This is a genomic window from Rhodococcoides corynebacterioides (assembly GCF_019834675.1).
GTDB lineage: Bacteria > Actinomycetota > Actinomycetes > Mycobacteriales > Mycobacteriaceae > Rhodococcoides > Rhodococcoides corynebacterioides_A.
On sequence record NZ_JABUBU010000012.1, the window covers coordinates 79,854 to 95,051 of the forward strand.

Sequence of the window (15,198 nt, forward strand, 5' to 3'; positions counted from 1 at the left end):
CCGTGACAGACTCCTCGGCGCGTCTCACGAGGAGCGCCGAGCAAGGGTGAGGAGGCCCGGGTGACCATCGTCGACAACGCGGTCTACGTGCACGGAGCGCGCACCGAGCAGCCGGAGAGCCTCGACCGCACCTACGAGCTCCTCCGCAAGTGCGGGGGCATGGCGTGGATCGGGCTCTACCGACCCGACCACGACGAGATCGCCTCTGTCGCAGCCGAGTTCGGCCTGCACCCGCTCGCGGTGGAGGACACCGTCTCGGCGCACCAGCGGCCGAAGCTCGAACGGTACGGCGACCAACTCTTCGTGGTGCTGCATCCCGCTCGCTACGTCGACGAGACCGAGAAGGTCGAGTTCGGCGAGGTCCACGTCTTCTGCGGGCCCGATTTCGTGGTGACCATCCGGCACGCGGAGTCGCCCAACCTGTCCGTCGTCCGCCGCCGTCTCGAGGACGCGCCGACCCTGCTCGAGCAGGGCGCCGAGGCCGTGCTCTACGCCATCCTCGACCAGGTCGTCGACGAGTACGAGCCCGTGGTGAAGGGGCTCGAGAACGACATCGACGAGATCGACGATCAGCTGTTCGACGGCGACCCCGACGTCTCGCGACGCATCTACGAACTCTCGCGCGAGGTCATCGAGTTCCAACGGGCCACGCATCCGCTGGTCGCGATGATCGAGGCGCTCGGTCGCGGCTCGGAGAAGTACAACGTGGACCTCGAGCTCCGCCGCAACCTGCGCGACGTCCTCGACCATGCCATCCGGATCACCGAGCGGGTCGACTCGTTCCGCGCGACGCTGCAGAACGCGCTGTCCGTGCACACCACTCTCGTCGGCCAACGGCAGAACGACGAGATGCGCGCGATGACGCAGGTGAGCCTGGAGCAGAACGAACAGGTCAAGCGCATCTCGTCCTGGGGCGCCATCCTGTTCGCCCCGACGCTGATCGCCGGGGTGTACGGCATGAACTTCGACCACATGCCCGAGTTGCACTGGCGCTTCGGCTACCCCGCCGCCGTGACGACGATGCTGCTCGCGTCCTGCGTGCTCTACCTGGTCTTCCGACGCCAGAAATGGTTGTGAGGGCGGGTGTGAACGCGGCGCCACCCGGGTAGCCGCTCCGGATGAACACCATCGTATGGATCGTCGTGGCCGTCGTCGTCGTGCTGGTGCTGGCCGCGATCGCGGTGGCGCTGTCGAAGAAGAGCAAGCAGAAGCGCCTCGAGCAGGCCGAGCAGATCAGGGAGCGGGCCGCCGAGCGGTCCACCGAGGTCGAGCAGCGGGAGGCGATGGCCCAGAAGTCCGAGGCCGACGCCCGCCGCGCCGCCGCCGAGGCCGACGCCAAGGCCGCGGAAGCCCGGCTCGCCGCGCAGCGCGCGCAGGAGCACCGCGGCGAGGCCGCCAGCAGCCGCGACGAGTTGGACAAGGAGTGGGAGCGGGCGAACAAGCTCGATCCCACGGTGCGGGGCGACGGGCGTCGCGACGGGCGTGACGACCACGCGCGGGACGGCATCGACTCGGCCGGCGATCTCGGCTACAACGACCCCCGGCACATCGGGCACGGCAGCGCCGGGCCGCAGGACGCCGGGCACGGCAGCGCCCGGCCGCAGGATTCCGGGCACCGCAACGCGGGGCCGCAGGATTCCGGTCACCGCAACGCGGGGCCGCAGGACGCCGGTCACCGCGGCCCGGATGCCGCGGGCTACCCGGACGCCCCGCACACGCCCGAGTCGGGCGGCGGGCGCCACGAGCGCATCTAGTTTTCAGGCACCCGGTCGCCGCGGACCGCGGCCGTGACCTCCGCGGCCGCGGTCGCCGGGTCCTCGTGCTCCCAGATGCGCACCACGGTCCACCCGGCCTCGGCGAGTCGGCGGTCGGTGTCGCGGTCGCGGGCGACGTTGGCCGCCAACTTGTCCGCCCACCACTGCGCGTTGTTGCGAGGACGGGTGGCGTGCACGGGGCAGGAGTGCCAGAAGCAGCCGTCCACGTAGACCGCCACCCGCGCCCGCGTGAACACGAGGTCGGCGCGACGGCGCATCCCGGGCAGCGGCGCGCGGTCGACGCGGTAGCGCAGACCGGCCGCGTGCAGCAGGCGGCGGAGCGCGAGTTCCGGCTTCGTGTCGCGGCGGCGTTGCTGGGACAGGCGCGCGCTGGTGGCCGCGTCGGTACGCGGACGCTCGGCCATGGGCGGGTCAGTCCTCGTCGTCGGGCTCGGACCAGCTGGGCGCGAAGCGATTTCGTCGTTCCACCTCGGCGTGCACGACGTCGAGGAACTGGTCGAAGTGCAGGAGAGAGCGTTCGGCGGGTCGACCGTTGCGCGGCGGCGCGTCCTCGACGTCGAAGAAGCGGACGTCCCCGCGGTACGGGCCGTCCGGCTCGTACAGGCCGATGAAGACCTTCTCGAACAAGTCGTAGCGGGTGTCCTCGGCCCCCAGGTCGACCCAGGCCCGCTCGGTGCTCCCGACGACCGGCCGCTTGCCCCGCCCCGCCCGCTTGGACAACGTGGTCACGTGGTGCGCGAAGGACGATTTGCCGATGTCGCTGGTCTTGGTGGGATCGCCGTCCTCGCACGTGGACCAGGGCTCGAACATGACGCCGACCAGCACGCTGTACGGCTGCCGCTGGTGCAGCACCATGGCCTCGCCGCGCAACTCGTGATCGTTGCGGACGATGTTCTTGGTCCAGCGACCGAGTCGGCCGGTGGTGGGGCTGTAATCCTGGAAGCTGTAGGTCTTGATCGACACGCACAGAATCAGTCCGAGCGTGGGATCGAGCGCCTTGACGTCGAGCCGCTTGCGGCCCTTCGCGACGTCGACCTGCGCCTCCTGCCCCACGCCGTGGGCGTCCGGGGTGATGGACGGATAGCGGGGACGGAGTCCGTCGGCCACGGCCTGCGCGAGGTGGTTCGACAGACGCTGGGCGTAGTTCTTCTTTTCTCCGCGGTCCGCGGTGGGCGACGGACGGTCCCCGGCGAAGTCCAGCGCGAACGTCAGCGGAAACATCAGGCGACTCGAACCGGCTCGCGCTCGGGCGTGCGCATGCGGTCCAGGTGCGCCTCCACGGTGTCGAGGAAGCCGGGCTCGAACCGCAGGTTGCCCGACCGCGCGCGGCGAAGGAATCCGGCAGTTGCCCGCTCCGACAACAACTTCGGATCCGTCAGGAAGCCGGCCAGATCCTCGTACGGCGCCTCGACCGGCCAGGTGCCGACCGGGACGCGGAAGACCTGCCCGTTCCGTCCCCACGCGGCCGTCGGCCAGCTCTGCCCGGGCGCGAGCGGAACGTCCGCGGTCCCGTCGTGATCCACCGGGTCGGCCAGCCGCGCCCCGACCCACGACGCCATGCGCACACTCACCGCGTTGCCCACCAGCTTCCAGCGGTGTCCCGCGCGCACACCGGGCACGTCGACGGCCGGCGACGTCCACCCGGCGTCGAACCCCTGCAGGCGCTCGGCGTCGGTGATGCCGGGCGTGACCAACTCGCCCGCGGGCAGGCGCACGGCCGGCGGGCTGGCGATGCCGAGCGTGGACCCGCCCTTGAGCGTGGGAACGGCGTTGACCGCCCAGCCGAGCCCCCGAACGCCCTCGGTCCAGTAGAAACCGCAGGGCAGGGACTCGGAGTCCGCCGGGTACGGCACGGGCACGTCGGTGCCGAACAGCACCGCGCGCGGATCCTCGGTGCGGGAGGCGAGCATGACCACGCGCTGCCGACGCTGGGGGAGCCCGAACGAGCGGGCGTCGACCACGCGGTAGGCCCACGTGTATCCGAGCTCCTCGAGCGCGTGCGTGATGTGACGCATCGCGGCACCGCGCCCGAGCTGCAGCATGAAGGGGACGTTCTCGATGACCAGCCACCGCGGGCCGCGGCGACGGGCCACGAGCCGGAAGACGTGGTCCACCAAGCCGGACCGATCACCGGTGATGCCGGCGGTGCGTCCGGCCTGCGAGAGGTCCTGACACGGGAAGCCGGCGGCGACGAGCTCCGTGCCCGCGGGCAGCGACCGCAGCGTGGTGACGTCGCGGTGCAGGGGCACGTCGGGGAATCGCGCGCGCAGCACCGCACCGGCGCCGGGATCGATCTCGCACAGCAGCTCACTGGACCACCCGTGCTGCGTCAGGCCCAGCTCGAGGCCCCCGATGCCGGCGAAGAGCCCGACCATCGTGCCTGTGCCTCCGCCGCCCACGTCGGTCCCCGCTTCCGCATCACTCGTCCCACCGACCGGCGCCGCACGACCCGATCTCGATCGACGCCGACGTTACCGGGACGCACCGACAGCCCCGTCCCGCCGCGCTACCGCTCGCGTTGGAACACGTCGGGAATGCCGTCGCCGTCGGCGTCGCGGGTCTGCTCCGCGTGCAGAGCCCGGTACGCCCGGTCCCGGCTGCGCAGCACGATCGTCGCGAGCACCGCCGAGATCACCGAGCCGGTGAGGACGGCCACCTTCACGTGGTCGTCCCGCTCGGTGCCGGCGCCGAAGGCGAGGTCGCCGATCAGCAGCGAGACCGTGAAGCCGATCCCCGCCAGCACCGCGACGCCCGCCACGTCGCGCCACGCCAGTCCCTCGTCGAGGGTGGCGCGGGTGAACCGCGACACCAGGTAGGTCGTGCCGAACACACCGACGAACTTGCCGAGCACGAGTCCGAGCACGATGCCCACGGCGACGGGATCGGTCAGCGCGGATTCCAGACCCGCGAGCCCGCCGACGGTGACGCCGGCGGCGCAGAAGGCGAACAGCGGCACCGCCACCCCGGCCGAGATCGGCCGCACGCGGTGTTCGAAGTGTTCCGCCAGTCCGGGTCCCGCGTCCGGCCCGCCGGCGGCGCGGCTGCGCAGGACGGGAACGGTGAAGCCGAGGAGCACCCCGGCGACCGTCGCGTGGACGCCCGACGCGTGCATCAGGACCCAGCAGGCCACGGCCAGGGGGATGAGCAGCCACCAGGAGCGGATGCGCCTCTGCACCGCGACGGCGAACAGCGCCAGTGGAACCAGGGCGCCGGCGAGGGCGGCGACGTTCAGCTCGTCGGTGTAGAAGATCGCGATGACCGTCACCGCGAGGAGGTCGTCGACGACGGCCAGGGTCAGCAGGAAGGTGCGCAGCGCCAGCGGCAGATGCGAGCTGACGACGGCGAGCACCGCGACGGCGAACGCGATGTCCGTGGCCGTCGGGACCGCCCACCCGCGCAGGGCGCCGTCGTCGCCGAGGGTGTTCACGAGCACGTAGATCAGGGCGGGCGCGATCATGCCGCCCACCGCGGCGACGATGGGCAGCGCGGCGCGAGCGGGGTCGCGCAGATCGCCCGCGACGAACTCCCGCTTGAGTTCGAGCCCGACGACGAAGAAGAAGACGGCCAACAGTCCGTCCGCCGCCCAGGTCGCGACGGTGAGGTCGAGATGCAGCGCCGACGGTCCGAGTCGCAGGGACATCAGGGAGTGATAGGCGCTCGACCACGGCGAGTTCGCCCAGGCGAGCGCGACGACGGTGGCGGCGAGGAGCAACGCCCCGCCGACGGTCTCGGATCGCAGCACGGCGGTGAGGCGGGACGCCTCCGGCCAGGAGCCGAGGCGGAACAGGCGTGGAGAGGCAGGCATCGGAGAACTTTCGCGTGGGACCGGTCGGGGCCGGTGTGAGGCCACCGGTGGGCCGCCGACCAGACTTCCCGGCACTCCGCCGCCAAGACTATCGCGCGTCTGTGAGCACGGTCGCGGGCACCGGCGCTCGTGGCGTCGTTCACGCGCGTCGTCGGAACCTCGCTGGTCAGCGGCCCGGAGAAGTCGGCCGACGTCACGGGACGAGTAGGCGCGAATCGCGATCACGGACAAATCTGGCTGCTCCGCTCCTCGGCGGGGCTCGGTGCTCTACCGTGTGCACGTGACCACTCCCGCACCCACGTCTCTGTCGTCCGCCGACGCTCCGGGATCGTCGTGGCCGGCCGTTCTCACCTGGCGCGCCCTCGAGGCACCGCGCATGGAATCGGTCCGTGTGCAGATGAACGGCAAGCGCATCAAGGCCGCCGGCCGCATCATCGCCGGCGCCTGCGACGAGCACCCCGCGTTCTCGGCGTCGTACGACCTGGTGACCGACGAGTCCGGGGTGACCAAGCGTCTGTCCGTCCGCGCCGCCGTGGCCGCCGGGGAGAGCCAGATCTCGATCAGCCGCGACTCGCAGGGGTTCTGGCTCATCGACTCCGCGTCGCCCACCCGCAGTGATTTCGACGGCGCGCTGGACACCGAGCTGGTGTGGAGCCCGTTCTTCAACACCCTCGCCATCCGCCGCCTCGGGTTGCACACCGCGGACGCCACCGACCAGCAAGTTCCGGTGGTCTACGTCGGCCTGCCCGGGCTGACCGCCCGCGCGGAGACGCTGACCTACCGCGGCGGCCCGACCGAGTTCGAGGTCGACTCGCCGATGGGCCACTCACGGGTCACGGTCGACTCCGACGGCTTCGTCGTGGGGTACGACGGGATGGCGCACCGCATCTGAGCGGTCGTCCGGCCTTGTCGGCGCGTCTCCCGTCCCCGGTGCGCAGCGCACCTCGATCTGCGTATGCTGCAACCCGCGCGGATCCTGCTGCGCTGCGCAGCGCAGCCGGAGGTCAGGTGACCGCGCGCCGCTCCGGCAACCGCTGCACGACGCCGCCGGCGCGCGCCCGGTCCCGCATCGCGTCGGCCCACCCGTCGGCGCCGACCACGACGTCCGTGATCTCCCACCACTGCAGCTGATCGTCGTACCGCGTCCGGGCGCGGTGGCCGTCGCGGGTCAACTCGGTCGTGGAGGACGACGCCGCGAGGGACTCGCGAGCGCGGGTGAGCCGGGCCAGGGCGTCGTCGACCGCTTCGAGCAGGGCCGGGGCGTTGGCGTCGCACATCGCCGAGACCAGCGTGGGTGCGGTGCCGGCCACGCGGGTGCCGTCCCGGAACGAGCCGGCGGCCAGGCGCAGCGCCAGTTCGCCGCCGTCGGCGCCGACGCTCGCCAACACCTCCGCGAGCACGTGCGGCAGATGCGACACGCGCGCCACGGCGCGATCGTGCTCGTCGGACCGGGCCGGAACGACGACGGAACCACAGGTCAGCGCCAGTGACGCCACCTGCATCCAGACGTCGGGGTCGGTCCCGTCGTCGACGGTGACCACCCAGACGGCGTTGCGGAACAGGTCGGCGTCGGCCGCGATCCACCCCGACGCCGCGGTGCCCGCCATGGGATGGCCGCCGACGTACCGGGAGGACAGACCGTGCCGGGCGACGGCCTCGCCCATCTCCACCTTGACGCTGACGACGTCGGTGAGCGGGCACTCGGGCGCGATCGCCGCAACGGTGGTGAGGACGTCGTCGACGGCCGTCATCGGGACCGCGACGACGATCAGGGCGCGTTTCTCGGCCGCCCGCCGGAGGGCGGCGTCGAGGTCGCCGGTGACGTCGTACCCGTCGAGACGCGCGGCGTCGACGGCGTGCGCGGACCGGTTCCAGCCGTGGGCCGGTCGACCGGATGCGACGACGGCCCGCATCAGCGATCCGCCGATCAGACCCAGACCCAGGACGCAGACGGGACGATCGGGTGAGTTCACAGTTGTGAGAAAAGCACATCGGCGGGGAGGTCGGCGTATCGACACCGCTCCCAGCGACTACGGTTGCGCGCATGGCTGCACAGCGTGGAAGCGGGAACGCCTCCGCCGACGACGACGACCTGGAGGGTTTCGCCGTCGCGGTCGTGCGTGAGGACGGCAAGTGGACGTGCCGGGCACTGTCGTCGGATGCCCTCACCAGCCTCGATGCCGCCGAGACCGAGCTCCGCGAGCTGCGGAGCGCGGGCGCGGTGTTCGGCCTCCTCGACATCGACGACGAGTTCTTCGTCGTTCTGCGTCCGGCGCCGTCGGGGAGCCGGGTCCTGGTGTCCGACGCCACCGCCGCGCTCGACTACGACATCGCCGCCGACGTGCTGGATCGCCTGAACGTCGACATCCCGGATCTCGACCCCGACGAGCTCGACGACGTCGAGCCGTGGGAAGAGGGCGATCTCGACCTGCTGAGCGACATGGGGCTCCCCGAGCCCGTCCTCGGCGTCATCGTCGCCGAGACCGATCTCTATCCGGACGAGCAACTCGGCATGATCGCGCAGAGGATGGGCTTCGCGAAGGAGTTCGCCGCCGTGCTCGACTCGCTCCAGCACTGACGTGCTTCCCGCCGCGGACCACGAGCGGTGGATGCGGCGCGCGCTGACTGTCGCCGCGACGACACCCGACGACGACGTGCCCGTCGGCGCGGTGGTGGTCGACGCGAACGGGACCGTCCTGGCCGAGGCGACCAACCGCCGCGAGCAGGACGGCGATCCCACCGCGCATGCGGAGATCCTCGCCCTTCGGGCCGCCGCGGCGCGGCACGGCGACGGTTGGCGCCTCGGTGAATGCACCCTCGTGGTGACGCTCGAGCCCTGCACCATGTGCGCGGGAGCCGCTGTGATGTCACGCATTTCGGGCATCGTCTTCGGCGCGTACGAGCCGCGGACCGGAGCGGTCTCGTCGCTGTGGGACGTGGTGCGCGACCGCCGCCTGACCCACCGACCCGAGGTGGCCGGGGGAGTGCTGGAACGCGAGTGTTCCGATTCGGTCACGGCCTTCTTCCATCGCGCCCGCGATGTTTCGTCGCGGCGCGAGCCCGGGTATCTGCATTGACGTAGAACGACAGACGCAACGCTGCGTCGCCTGCCTCGCCGAAACGGAGGGGTGGACGTCCGTGTTCTACGCGGCAACTGTCCTTCGGGACGAACAGGAGAGCACGATGGGCTTGGACGACAAGATCTCGAACAAGGCAGAGGACCTCAAGGGCAAGGGCAAGGAAGCCGCCGGCAACGCCACGGGCGACGACCAGCTCCGCGCCGAGGGTCAGGGCGACCAGGCCTCCTCCGCCGTCAAGGACGGCGTGGAGAAGGTCAAGGACGCCGCGTCCAACATCAAGGACAAGCTCACCGGCCACTGAGGCCCTGCTCCGGCCGCGATTTCTCGATCGCGCACCCCCTCCGGTAGCCTGGTCGGCGGTGGCGTGTCCGAGCGGCCTAAGGAGCACGCCTCGAAAGCGTGTGACGGGTAACCCCCGTCCGAGGGTTCAAATCCCTCCGCCACCGCCAAAGCTCCCCACCTGTTCGCAGGTGGGGAGTTTTTTTGCCTCCCGTCTGGGTCGGGGTACGGCGCCTCTCAGTAGTTGACGTCGCCGTGTCGACCCGGCAGGCCGTGCCACGACCGTGGGTACCAGAGTTCGTTGATCAGGGCGTCTCGAATGGAGAGTGCGTCCTCGTACTCGAATGACCGCTGAGATGTGATGGTCAGGCCCGTTCGCCGTTCGACGGTATCGACGACCACCAGGTTCTCGAAGTAAACAGCGCGGTCGTAGTCGACGAGTATCTGCCCACCAGGAGTGGCGTCCCGTACAGCCTGTTCCCAGCACAGGAAGACCCTGGGTTGAGTGCTGAGGTAGGTCAAGATCCAGTCGCCCTTGGCGTAGTCCCGTGCGACGTTCCACACCTTCGGGGCTTGATCGGCCCGGGGATTGCGGAGGTCCGCGAGTGCCTCATCCCACGGCGATCCGGCGCAGATGAACAGACGCTGGCCGGCCTCGAGTGGAGGGAGTGAGTATTCAGGGTCGAGCAGCATGGGGCTCCTTACCGGTCCGTTCGCTCATGTGGTTCCAGATCGAATACTCAACGAGGAGCGCTTCCATGTGATGCGATGTGCGCTCACCGTCACGGGGATGCGCTCCCGGTCTGCTCATCGAGCAGACCGTCAGCCCTGCGTCGCCGATGCAGTCACGATGCGTCACCGCTGGGTTCGAGCGAGGAGACGATACGCATCGTCTCAACGGCGACGGTGGTGACCTTCTTGATCAGTTCGACGATGTAGGTGGGATCGTCGTGCTCGTCGCACCAGAGGTTCGGATCGTTGACGATGCCAGATGCTTTGTCTGTCTTGACCTGGTAGCGGTCGATTATCCACGCCAGCGCCGACCGTGACCCCAGCATGTATCCCTCGGCCTCGGGAGGGATGCCGGAGATGGTGACCTTGGGGTTGTAGACGATGGCCGTGTGGTCGGTTCTGCTGCGCCACTTCATCTTCTGTACCCGCCACGTTTCACGGTCGTGCTTGTCGACACCGGCCTTGAGCTGCATGTCGAGCGGGTACGGATCGACCTCCTCGTATCCGATGTGGAGGGCGCCGAGCTTCTCGCCTGCCTCGGCAAGCTGCGCGAAGCGCTCCATGCTGTCGGGGGTGGGGATGTGGGGGAGTATCTTCTTCAGATCCGCCGCGTACGTCTCCCGGTAGGCCGGGACGTGCAGTTGCCCGTACACCGACCAGAAGATCTGATCCTTTGTCACCGAGTCGCCGAGCGCAGCCTGGTAGACCGCGAGGATGTCGTCGGAAATGTTGTCGACGCGTCGGTATCCCCATTCGTCCACGCTCAGCTCATCGGCAGATGAACCGAAATCGAGCTCACTGCCGGAGGCGCCGTTAACCCGCTCGTAGGTGTACCGAGGGAAGAACTGGACGGTATAGGTGAACATTGCAACGTCGGGCATGGTTCGGGACGCCATAACGGCAAAATCTGCCGCGGGCCGCGGACCCATAACAACAAAGCCATAATTGTCATGGTGGAGGGTCGGGAACATCGACGGCAATTGACTTCGCTCGTGGTTCAGATGGCCGTCGAAGTACGACCACAGTGCGGTGAACGGTCGATAGGTGCTTGGTCTAATCCCGTCGTCGTTGAATGCAAGGACGGCGCGACGAGCCAGGTGCGTGCGCAGGCTTCGCGACCACTTGATGTGGTCTTCCCGTGCGGCGTCGGGTTGCGCGGTGAGGAATGCGGTGACGTCGGCTTCCTTCGGTTTCGTGATGGAGTTTGCAGTGCAGAACGTGGCGAACGGTTCGTGAAGAGCGTTGTAGTTGTCGATCAGCCGACGAACGTTCGCTTCCAGTGCGGTTTGGGAATAGTCGTACACCCAGGCGTCTCTTGAGGTCTCGATTCCGCGGGAGAAGCGACGGAAGACGGCGCTGCTCGGTTGCCCCCGATCGCCGATCACTGGCCATGTGCCGAAATTGTCGTCGCGTTGTCCGATCCAGTCGCCGCTGGTGTTTGGGGTTATAGTGTCCCACTCGAGGGTGTCGATAGCGCTGGAGGCCACAAGCCGTAGTTTTTGATCCCGGTCGAAGTAGTCGCCGATATTCCGATAGTGAATCTGAACGGGACCGGTGTGTGAAACATCCTTGACACCCACGAAAATGACTATGGTGGAGCGGCTTCCAGAGCCGAAGACTTTGCCACCTTCTTTCCGGGAGAGCTCCCCGGCAGTGCGCTGATTACCTCGGAGGTTGTAGATCCATAGATGAGCGAACTCGTCGGCGAAGCTCAGTCGGACCCCGTCGGCGGTGTTGCCGTCGATCCAGCCGCCATTCGAGACGAAGGCGACGATGCCGGTGCCACCGATGCGATCGGTGGCCCACCGGTAGGCGCGGTAATAGGAGTCGTAGAGGCTGTTCTTGTTGGTGCCGGTGGAGCGTTCGGCGTAGGTCTCGGCGATGCGGGCATCGAGGGTGGGGTAGCGGAGGTTGGCGTTGCCGTCGTTGGCGCTGTCCTGCCCGACCGAGTACGGGGGGTTTCCGACGATCACGTTGATGGGTGCTTCGATCTGGCGCACGATGCGTTCGTTGTTCTGCGGGAACATGATCGTGTCCATGGTGTCGCCGTCTTCGGTGATCTGAAAGGTGTCAGCGAGAACGATGCCTTCGAACGCCTGGTACTGCCCATTCTCGCCGTCGGGGGTGGTAAGGGCGTGGTAGGTGGTTTCGATGTTGACGGCGGCAATGTAGTACGCCAAGAGCATGATTTCGTTAGCGTGCAACTCTTCGCGGTACTTGCGCGCCAAATCGTCGGGAAGAATCAACCCGGACTGCAGCAGCCGGGTGAGGAACGTACCGGTACCGGTGAACGGATCGAGGACGTGGACACCTTCATCGGTCAGTCCTCTGCCGAAGTGCTCCTTCGAGACGTGGTCGGCGGCGCGGAGGATGAAGTCGACGATCTCGACAGGGGTGTAGACGATGCCGAGCGCGTCGGATTGTTTCTTGAACGCGACGCGGAAGAACCGTTCGTACAGCTCGGCGATAACCTGCTGTTTGCCCTCGGCGCTGGTGACCTCGGACGCGCGGACTCGGACCGAGTCGTAAAAGCGGTCCAGCCCCGCGGTTTCCGATTCGAGGTTGGCGTCGTCGAGGGTGTCGAGCATTTGCTGCATGACAATCGAGACGGGGTTGTGGGCGGCAAAGTCGTGGCCGGCAAACAGGGCGTCGAACACCGGTCTGGTGATTAGGTGCTGAGAAAGCATGCTGATCGCGTCGTCTCGGCTGATGGAGTCGTTGAGGTTCGCCCGAAGCCCGGTCAGGAACTTCTCGAACTGCGCTGCGACCGTTGGGGAGGCGCCGTCAAGGAGGGCGTTGATGCGGGCGATCTGCGCTGCGGCGATATCGGCGACATCGGCGGCCCACTGCTCCCAGTAGACGCGGGTGCCGACTTTGTCGACGATGCGCGCGTAGATCGCTTCCTGCCATTCCGAGAGGGCGAACAGCGCCATCTGCGTGGCGGTCTCCCCGCCGCCCCCGGTATCCGTCGTCGCGGTGGGGGTATCGCCGCCGTCGGTGGAGTGTCCGTCGCCGATGGTCTCGTCCGAGTCGGTGGTGGGGCCGATGTGACCACCGAGGAGACGGTCGTTGCCCTGCCCGGTCTTGGCTTGCTTGGTGGTGGCGTTGAGAGCGATGGAGTTGACCATCGCGTTGAACCGATCGTCGTGGGCGCGCAGGGCGTTGAGGACTTGCCAGACCACCTTGAAGCGGCGGTTGTCCGACAACGCCTGTGACGGTGAGACACCGGCGGGGACGGCGACGGGCAGGATGATGTACCCGTAGTCCTTCTCCGGCGACAGGCGCATGACGCGACCCACGGACTGGACCACGTCGACGACTGAGTTGCGCGGGTGCAGGAACAGCACCGCATCCAGGGCCGGCACATCGACGCCTTCGGAGAGGCACCGGGCGTTGGAGAGGATGCGGCATTCACCCTCGGGGACGGGGGCCTTGAGCCAGGACAGTTGTTCGTTGCGGCGCAGGGCGTTGAAGGTGCCGTCGACGTGGCGGGCGGAGACGACCAAATCGCGGTTGGTGGCGTCGACGGCTTCGCCGTCGTTCTCGTTCTCGTCGAGGAGACCGCGGTACGCGTCGACGACGGCGGGGAAGACTTCGGCGACCTGTTTGGAGGCGGCGATGTCCTTCGCGAAGGCGACGGCCCGTTTCATCGGTGGCGCACCGACCGCGAAGCCTTCGCCGTCGGGGGAGCGGCCGGCGCGTTTGGCCAGACCGTTCCAGCAACCGACGATCTTGGAGGCGTCGTCGAGTTGAAGTTCGGCGAAGTTGCCGGCGAGCTGTTTCTGCATCGGAGCGGCGACGAGGGTCTCGTCGACGGTGAGCACGATGACCTTGTAGTCGGTAAGCAGGCCGCGTTCGACGGCGTCGCCGAAGGACAGGCGGTGGAACTCGGGGCCGTAGATGTCGAGGTCGTCCATCGACGACAGCTCGGCGGAGTGGTCGGCGGCCTTCTCCTTGACGGCATCGTCGAAGATGCGCGGTGTCGCGGTCATGTAGAGCCGGCGCGCAGCCTTGAGGAAGTCGGCATCGTGGACACGGACGAAGTTCGACTCGTCGGCGCCGGCCACGGTGACGCCGGTGGTGCGGTGCGCTTCGTCGCAGATCACCAGATCGAACGGGTCCACCCCCAACCCCTGGGCGGCCGCGACGGTGGGAAGGGACTGATAGGTGGTGAACACAACCGTCAGGCCCTTGGACCGTTTGCGGTGCGCCATGTGCCCGGCGAGGGTGTCGGGGTCGGTGGTCACCGGGATGGCGACGTCGACGGTGCTGTAGTCCTCGGCGGAACGGGAGACCTTGGTGTCGGAGCAGACGGCGAATGCGCGGATGTCGAGGTGAGTTTGCGCTGTCCACTCTCGCAGCGTTTGCGAGAGCAGCGAGATCGACGGAACTGCGAACAGGATGCGGGCGCTGCCTCCGGCCTCGTCGGCGGTGCGTTCGGCGATCTTCAGTGCCGTGAACGTTTTTCCGGTGCCGCAGGCCATGATCAGTTTGCCGCGGTCGTTGCCGGCAGCGAAGCCGCCGAAGACGGCGTCGATGGCTTCGACCTGGTGGGGGCGCGGTTCGTTGCGGACCGCCTCGCTGAGTTCGACGGTCAGTCTTCCGTCGGGCCAGGCGACGTCCCAGTCGATGGGGGCATCGGATATTTCGGCCAATCCGATGCGTTGCACGGGGATGGTCTGATTGTTGATCGCGTCTTCGGCGTTCTTACCCCACCTGTCGGTGGTGGAGATGATGACGCGGTTGGTGAACGACCGTGTCCCCTCGGTGGTGGTGAACGTCTTCCCGGAGGCGGTGAAAAACGAGTCGAGGTCACTTTTGGTCAAGGTGGTGGTGGGTTCGTAGAACTTGCACTGGATCGCGGTGTAGTCGCCGGTGTCGCGCTCGCGGGCGACGAGGTCGATGCCGGTGTCGACCTTGCCCTGTCGGTCGGGCCAGTCGATCCACCGCCACACCTGCTCGTACTGCTGCGACAGCGTGGGGTCCAACTCGAAGTACCGCACCATCAACTGCTCGAACTTGGTTCCCCGCTCGGAGTTGGTGGGCTCGTTGCGGAACGCCTGAATGACCTCGTGAACACTTGCCATGACCTACCAAGACCACCTCACCGTCGACGGATGACTCGACCGAGTATGCCGTTGATGCTGCGTGCTCGAAGCGTGTCCCGGTGTGCGAGTCGTCCAGTTCGAGAGGGCCCCAATCCAGTTACCCGCATCGAGCCGCGGGCGTTCGGTCGGGCGTAACGGCAGAAGCAACCTGCGTCGTCGAGGAGACACGCGAAGCGGAGCGGTACAGACCACCGACCTTATTGAGACCGCCATTCCTGCCTCTGCTCGTACGCCCTTTCACTCTCGAGTCGTTGGTCTTTCACGCTTGAAGCGGGTCAGGCACAGGTACCGTTGTCAGCTCCGGTCCAAAAGTGAGCAGTTGTTCCGGTCGAAAAGTGAGCAGGTTAGGTGGTCGAGTTTGCCTCACGGTCGGCGGCGACGGAAGGCAGTGACTCGATCGCGGTGTGTTTGATGCGGTA

13 protein-coding genes and 1 tRNA gene are annotated in these 15,198 nt (G+C 67.9%); 7 read left to right on the plus strand and 7 right to left on the minus strand.

All coding sequences use genetic code 11. The annotated features are described in order from the left end of the window. Positions 1 to 60 precede the first annotated feature (60 nt). Both corA and HQ603_RS13095 read left to right on the plus strand, forming a co-directional pair. Positions 61 to 1,077 carry a magnesium/cobalt transporter CorA gene (corA, locus tag HQ603_RS13090; RefSeq protein WP_222684953.1) on the plus strand — a complete coding sequence of 339 codons (1,017 nt, stop codon included), beginning with the start codon at positions 61 to 63 and terminating at the stop codon, positions 1,075 to 1,077. A 41-nt stretch (positions 1,078 to 1,118) separates the two neighbouring features. After that, positions 1,119 to 1,754: a hypothetical protein gene (locus tag HQ603_RS13095; RefSeq protein ID WP_222684954.1), complete on the plus strand. Its 636-nt coding sequence runs from the start codon at positions 1,119 to 1,121 to the stop codon at positions 1,752 to 1,754. On the opposite strand, the gene HQ603_RS13100 is transcribed toward HQ603_RS13095, so the two are convergent. The 4 genes from HQ603_RS13100 to nhaA all read right to left on the minus strand — a co-directional run bounded on the left by HQ603_RS13100 (position 1,751) and on the right by nhaA (position 5,580). Beyond that, positions 1,751 to 2,179, minus strand: coding sequence for a very short patch repair endonuclease (locus tag HQ603_RS13100; RefSeq protein WP_222684955.1), 429 nt, complete (start codon positions 2,177 to 2,179; stop codon positions 1,751 to 1,753). The genes HQ603_RS13095 and HQ603_RS13100 overlap by 4 nt on opposite strands. A gap of 7 nt (positions 2,180 to 2,186) precedes the next feature. Continuing rightward, positions 2,187 to 2,996: a hypothetical protein gene (locus tag HQ603_RS13105; RefSeq protein WP_222684956.1), complete on the minus strand. Its 810-nt coding sequence runs from the start codon at positions 2,994 to 2,996 to the stop codon at positions 2,187 to 2,189. Next, entirely contained in the window at positions 2,996 to 4,150 is a 1,155-nt protein-coding gene (locus HQ603_RS13110; RefSeq protein ID WP_222684957.1) for a DNA cytosine methyltransferase, read from the minus strand. Before HQ603_RS13110 ends, HQ603_RS13105 begins: the two co-directional genes overlap by 1 nt. Positions 4,151 to 4,281: 131 nt before the next feature. Then, positions 4,282 to 5,580 (minus strand): Na+/H+ antiporter NhaA, encoded by a 1,299-nt coding sequence (nhaA, locus tag HQ603_RS13115; protein ID WP_222684958.1) that lies wholly within the window; start codon positions 5,578 to 5,580, stop codon positions 4,282 to 4,284. 304 nt (positions 5,581 to 5,884) lie between these two features. On the opposite strand from nhaA, the gene HQ603_RS13120 reads away from it, so the two are divergent. Then, positions 5,885 to 6,472: a putative glycolipid-binding domain-containing protein gene (locus tag HQ603_RS13120; protein WP_222684974.1), complete on the plus strand. Its 588-nt coding sequence runs from the start codon at positions 5,885 to 5,887 to the stop codon at positions 6,470 to 6,472. Positions 6,473 to 6,584: 112 nt separating this feature from the next. On the opposite strand, the gene HQ603_RS13125 is transcribed toward HQ603_RS13120, so the two are convergent. Then, the gene (locus HQ603_RS13125) at positions 6,585 to 7,553 is read right to left on the minus strand and encodes a prephenate dehydrogenase (RefSeq protein WP_222684959.1); all 969 of its coding nucleotides are present in this window, start codon (positions 7,551 to 7,553) and stop codon (positions 6,585 to 6,587) included. Positions 7,554 to 7,624: 71 nt separating this feature from the next. Between HQ603_RS13125 and HQ603_RS13130 the strand changes: the two genes are divergently transcribed. The 4 genes from HQ603_RS13130 to HQ603_RS13145 all read left to right on the plus strand — a co-directional run bounded on the left by HQ603_RS13130 (position 7,625) and on the right by HQ603_RS13145 (position 9,109). After that, positions 7,625 to 8,158, plus strand: a complete 534-nt coding sequence (locus HQ603_RS13130; protein WP_222684960.1) for a tRNA adenosine deaminase-associated protein — start codon at positions 7,625 to 7,627, stop codon at positions 8,156 to 8,158. A gap of 1 nt (position 8,159) precedes the next feature. Then, positions 8,160 to 8,657 carry a tRNA adenosine(34) deaminase TadA gene (tadA, locus tag HQ603_RS13135; RefSeq protein ID WP_308125012.1) on the plus strand — a complete coding sequence of 166 codons (498 nt, stop codon included), beginning with the start codon at positions 8,160 to 8,162 and terminating at the stop codon, positions 8,655 to 8,657. A gap of 106 nt (positions 8,658 to 8,763) precedes the next feature. Continuing rightward, the gene (locus HQ603_RS13140; protein WP_068106530.1) at positions 8,764 to 8,961 is read left to right on the plus strand and encodes a CsbD family protein; all 198 of its coding nucleotides are present in this window, start codon (positions 8,764 to 8,766) and stop codon (positions 8,959 to 8,961) included. 57 nt (positions 8,962 to 9,018) lie between these two features. Further along, a tRNA-Ser gene (locus HQ603_RS13145) sits at positions 9,019 to 9,109 on the plus strand. A gap of 67 nt (positions 9,110 to 9,176) precedes the next feature. Here HQ603_RS13145 and HQ603_RS13150 read toward each other — a convergent pair. Beyond that, on the minus strand, positions 9,177 to 9,632 hold the full coding sequence (locus tag HQ603_RS13150; RefSeq protein WP_222684961.1) for a hypothetical protein: 456 nt from the start codon (positions 9,630 to 9,632) through the stop codon (positions 9,177 to 9,179). 152 nt (positions 9,633 to 9,784) lie between these two features. Beyond that, positions 9,785 to 14,758: a DEAD/DEAH box helicase gene (locus HQ603_RS13155; RefSeq protein WP_222684962.1), complete on the minus strand. Its 4,974-nt coding sequence runs from the start codon at positions 14,756 to 14,758 to the stop codon at positions 9,785 to 9,787. Positions 14,759 to 15,198 lie beyond the last annotated feature (440 nt).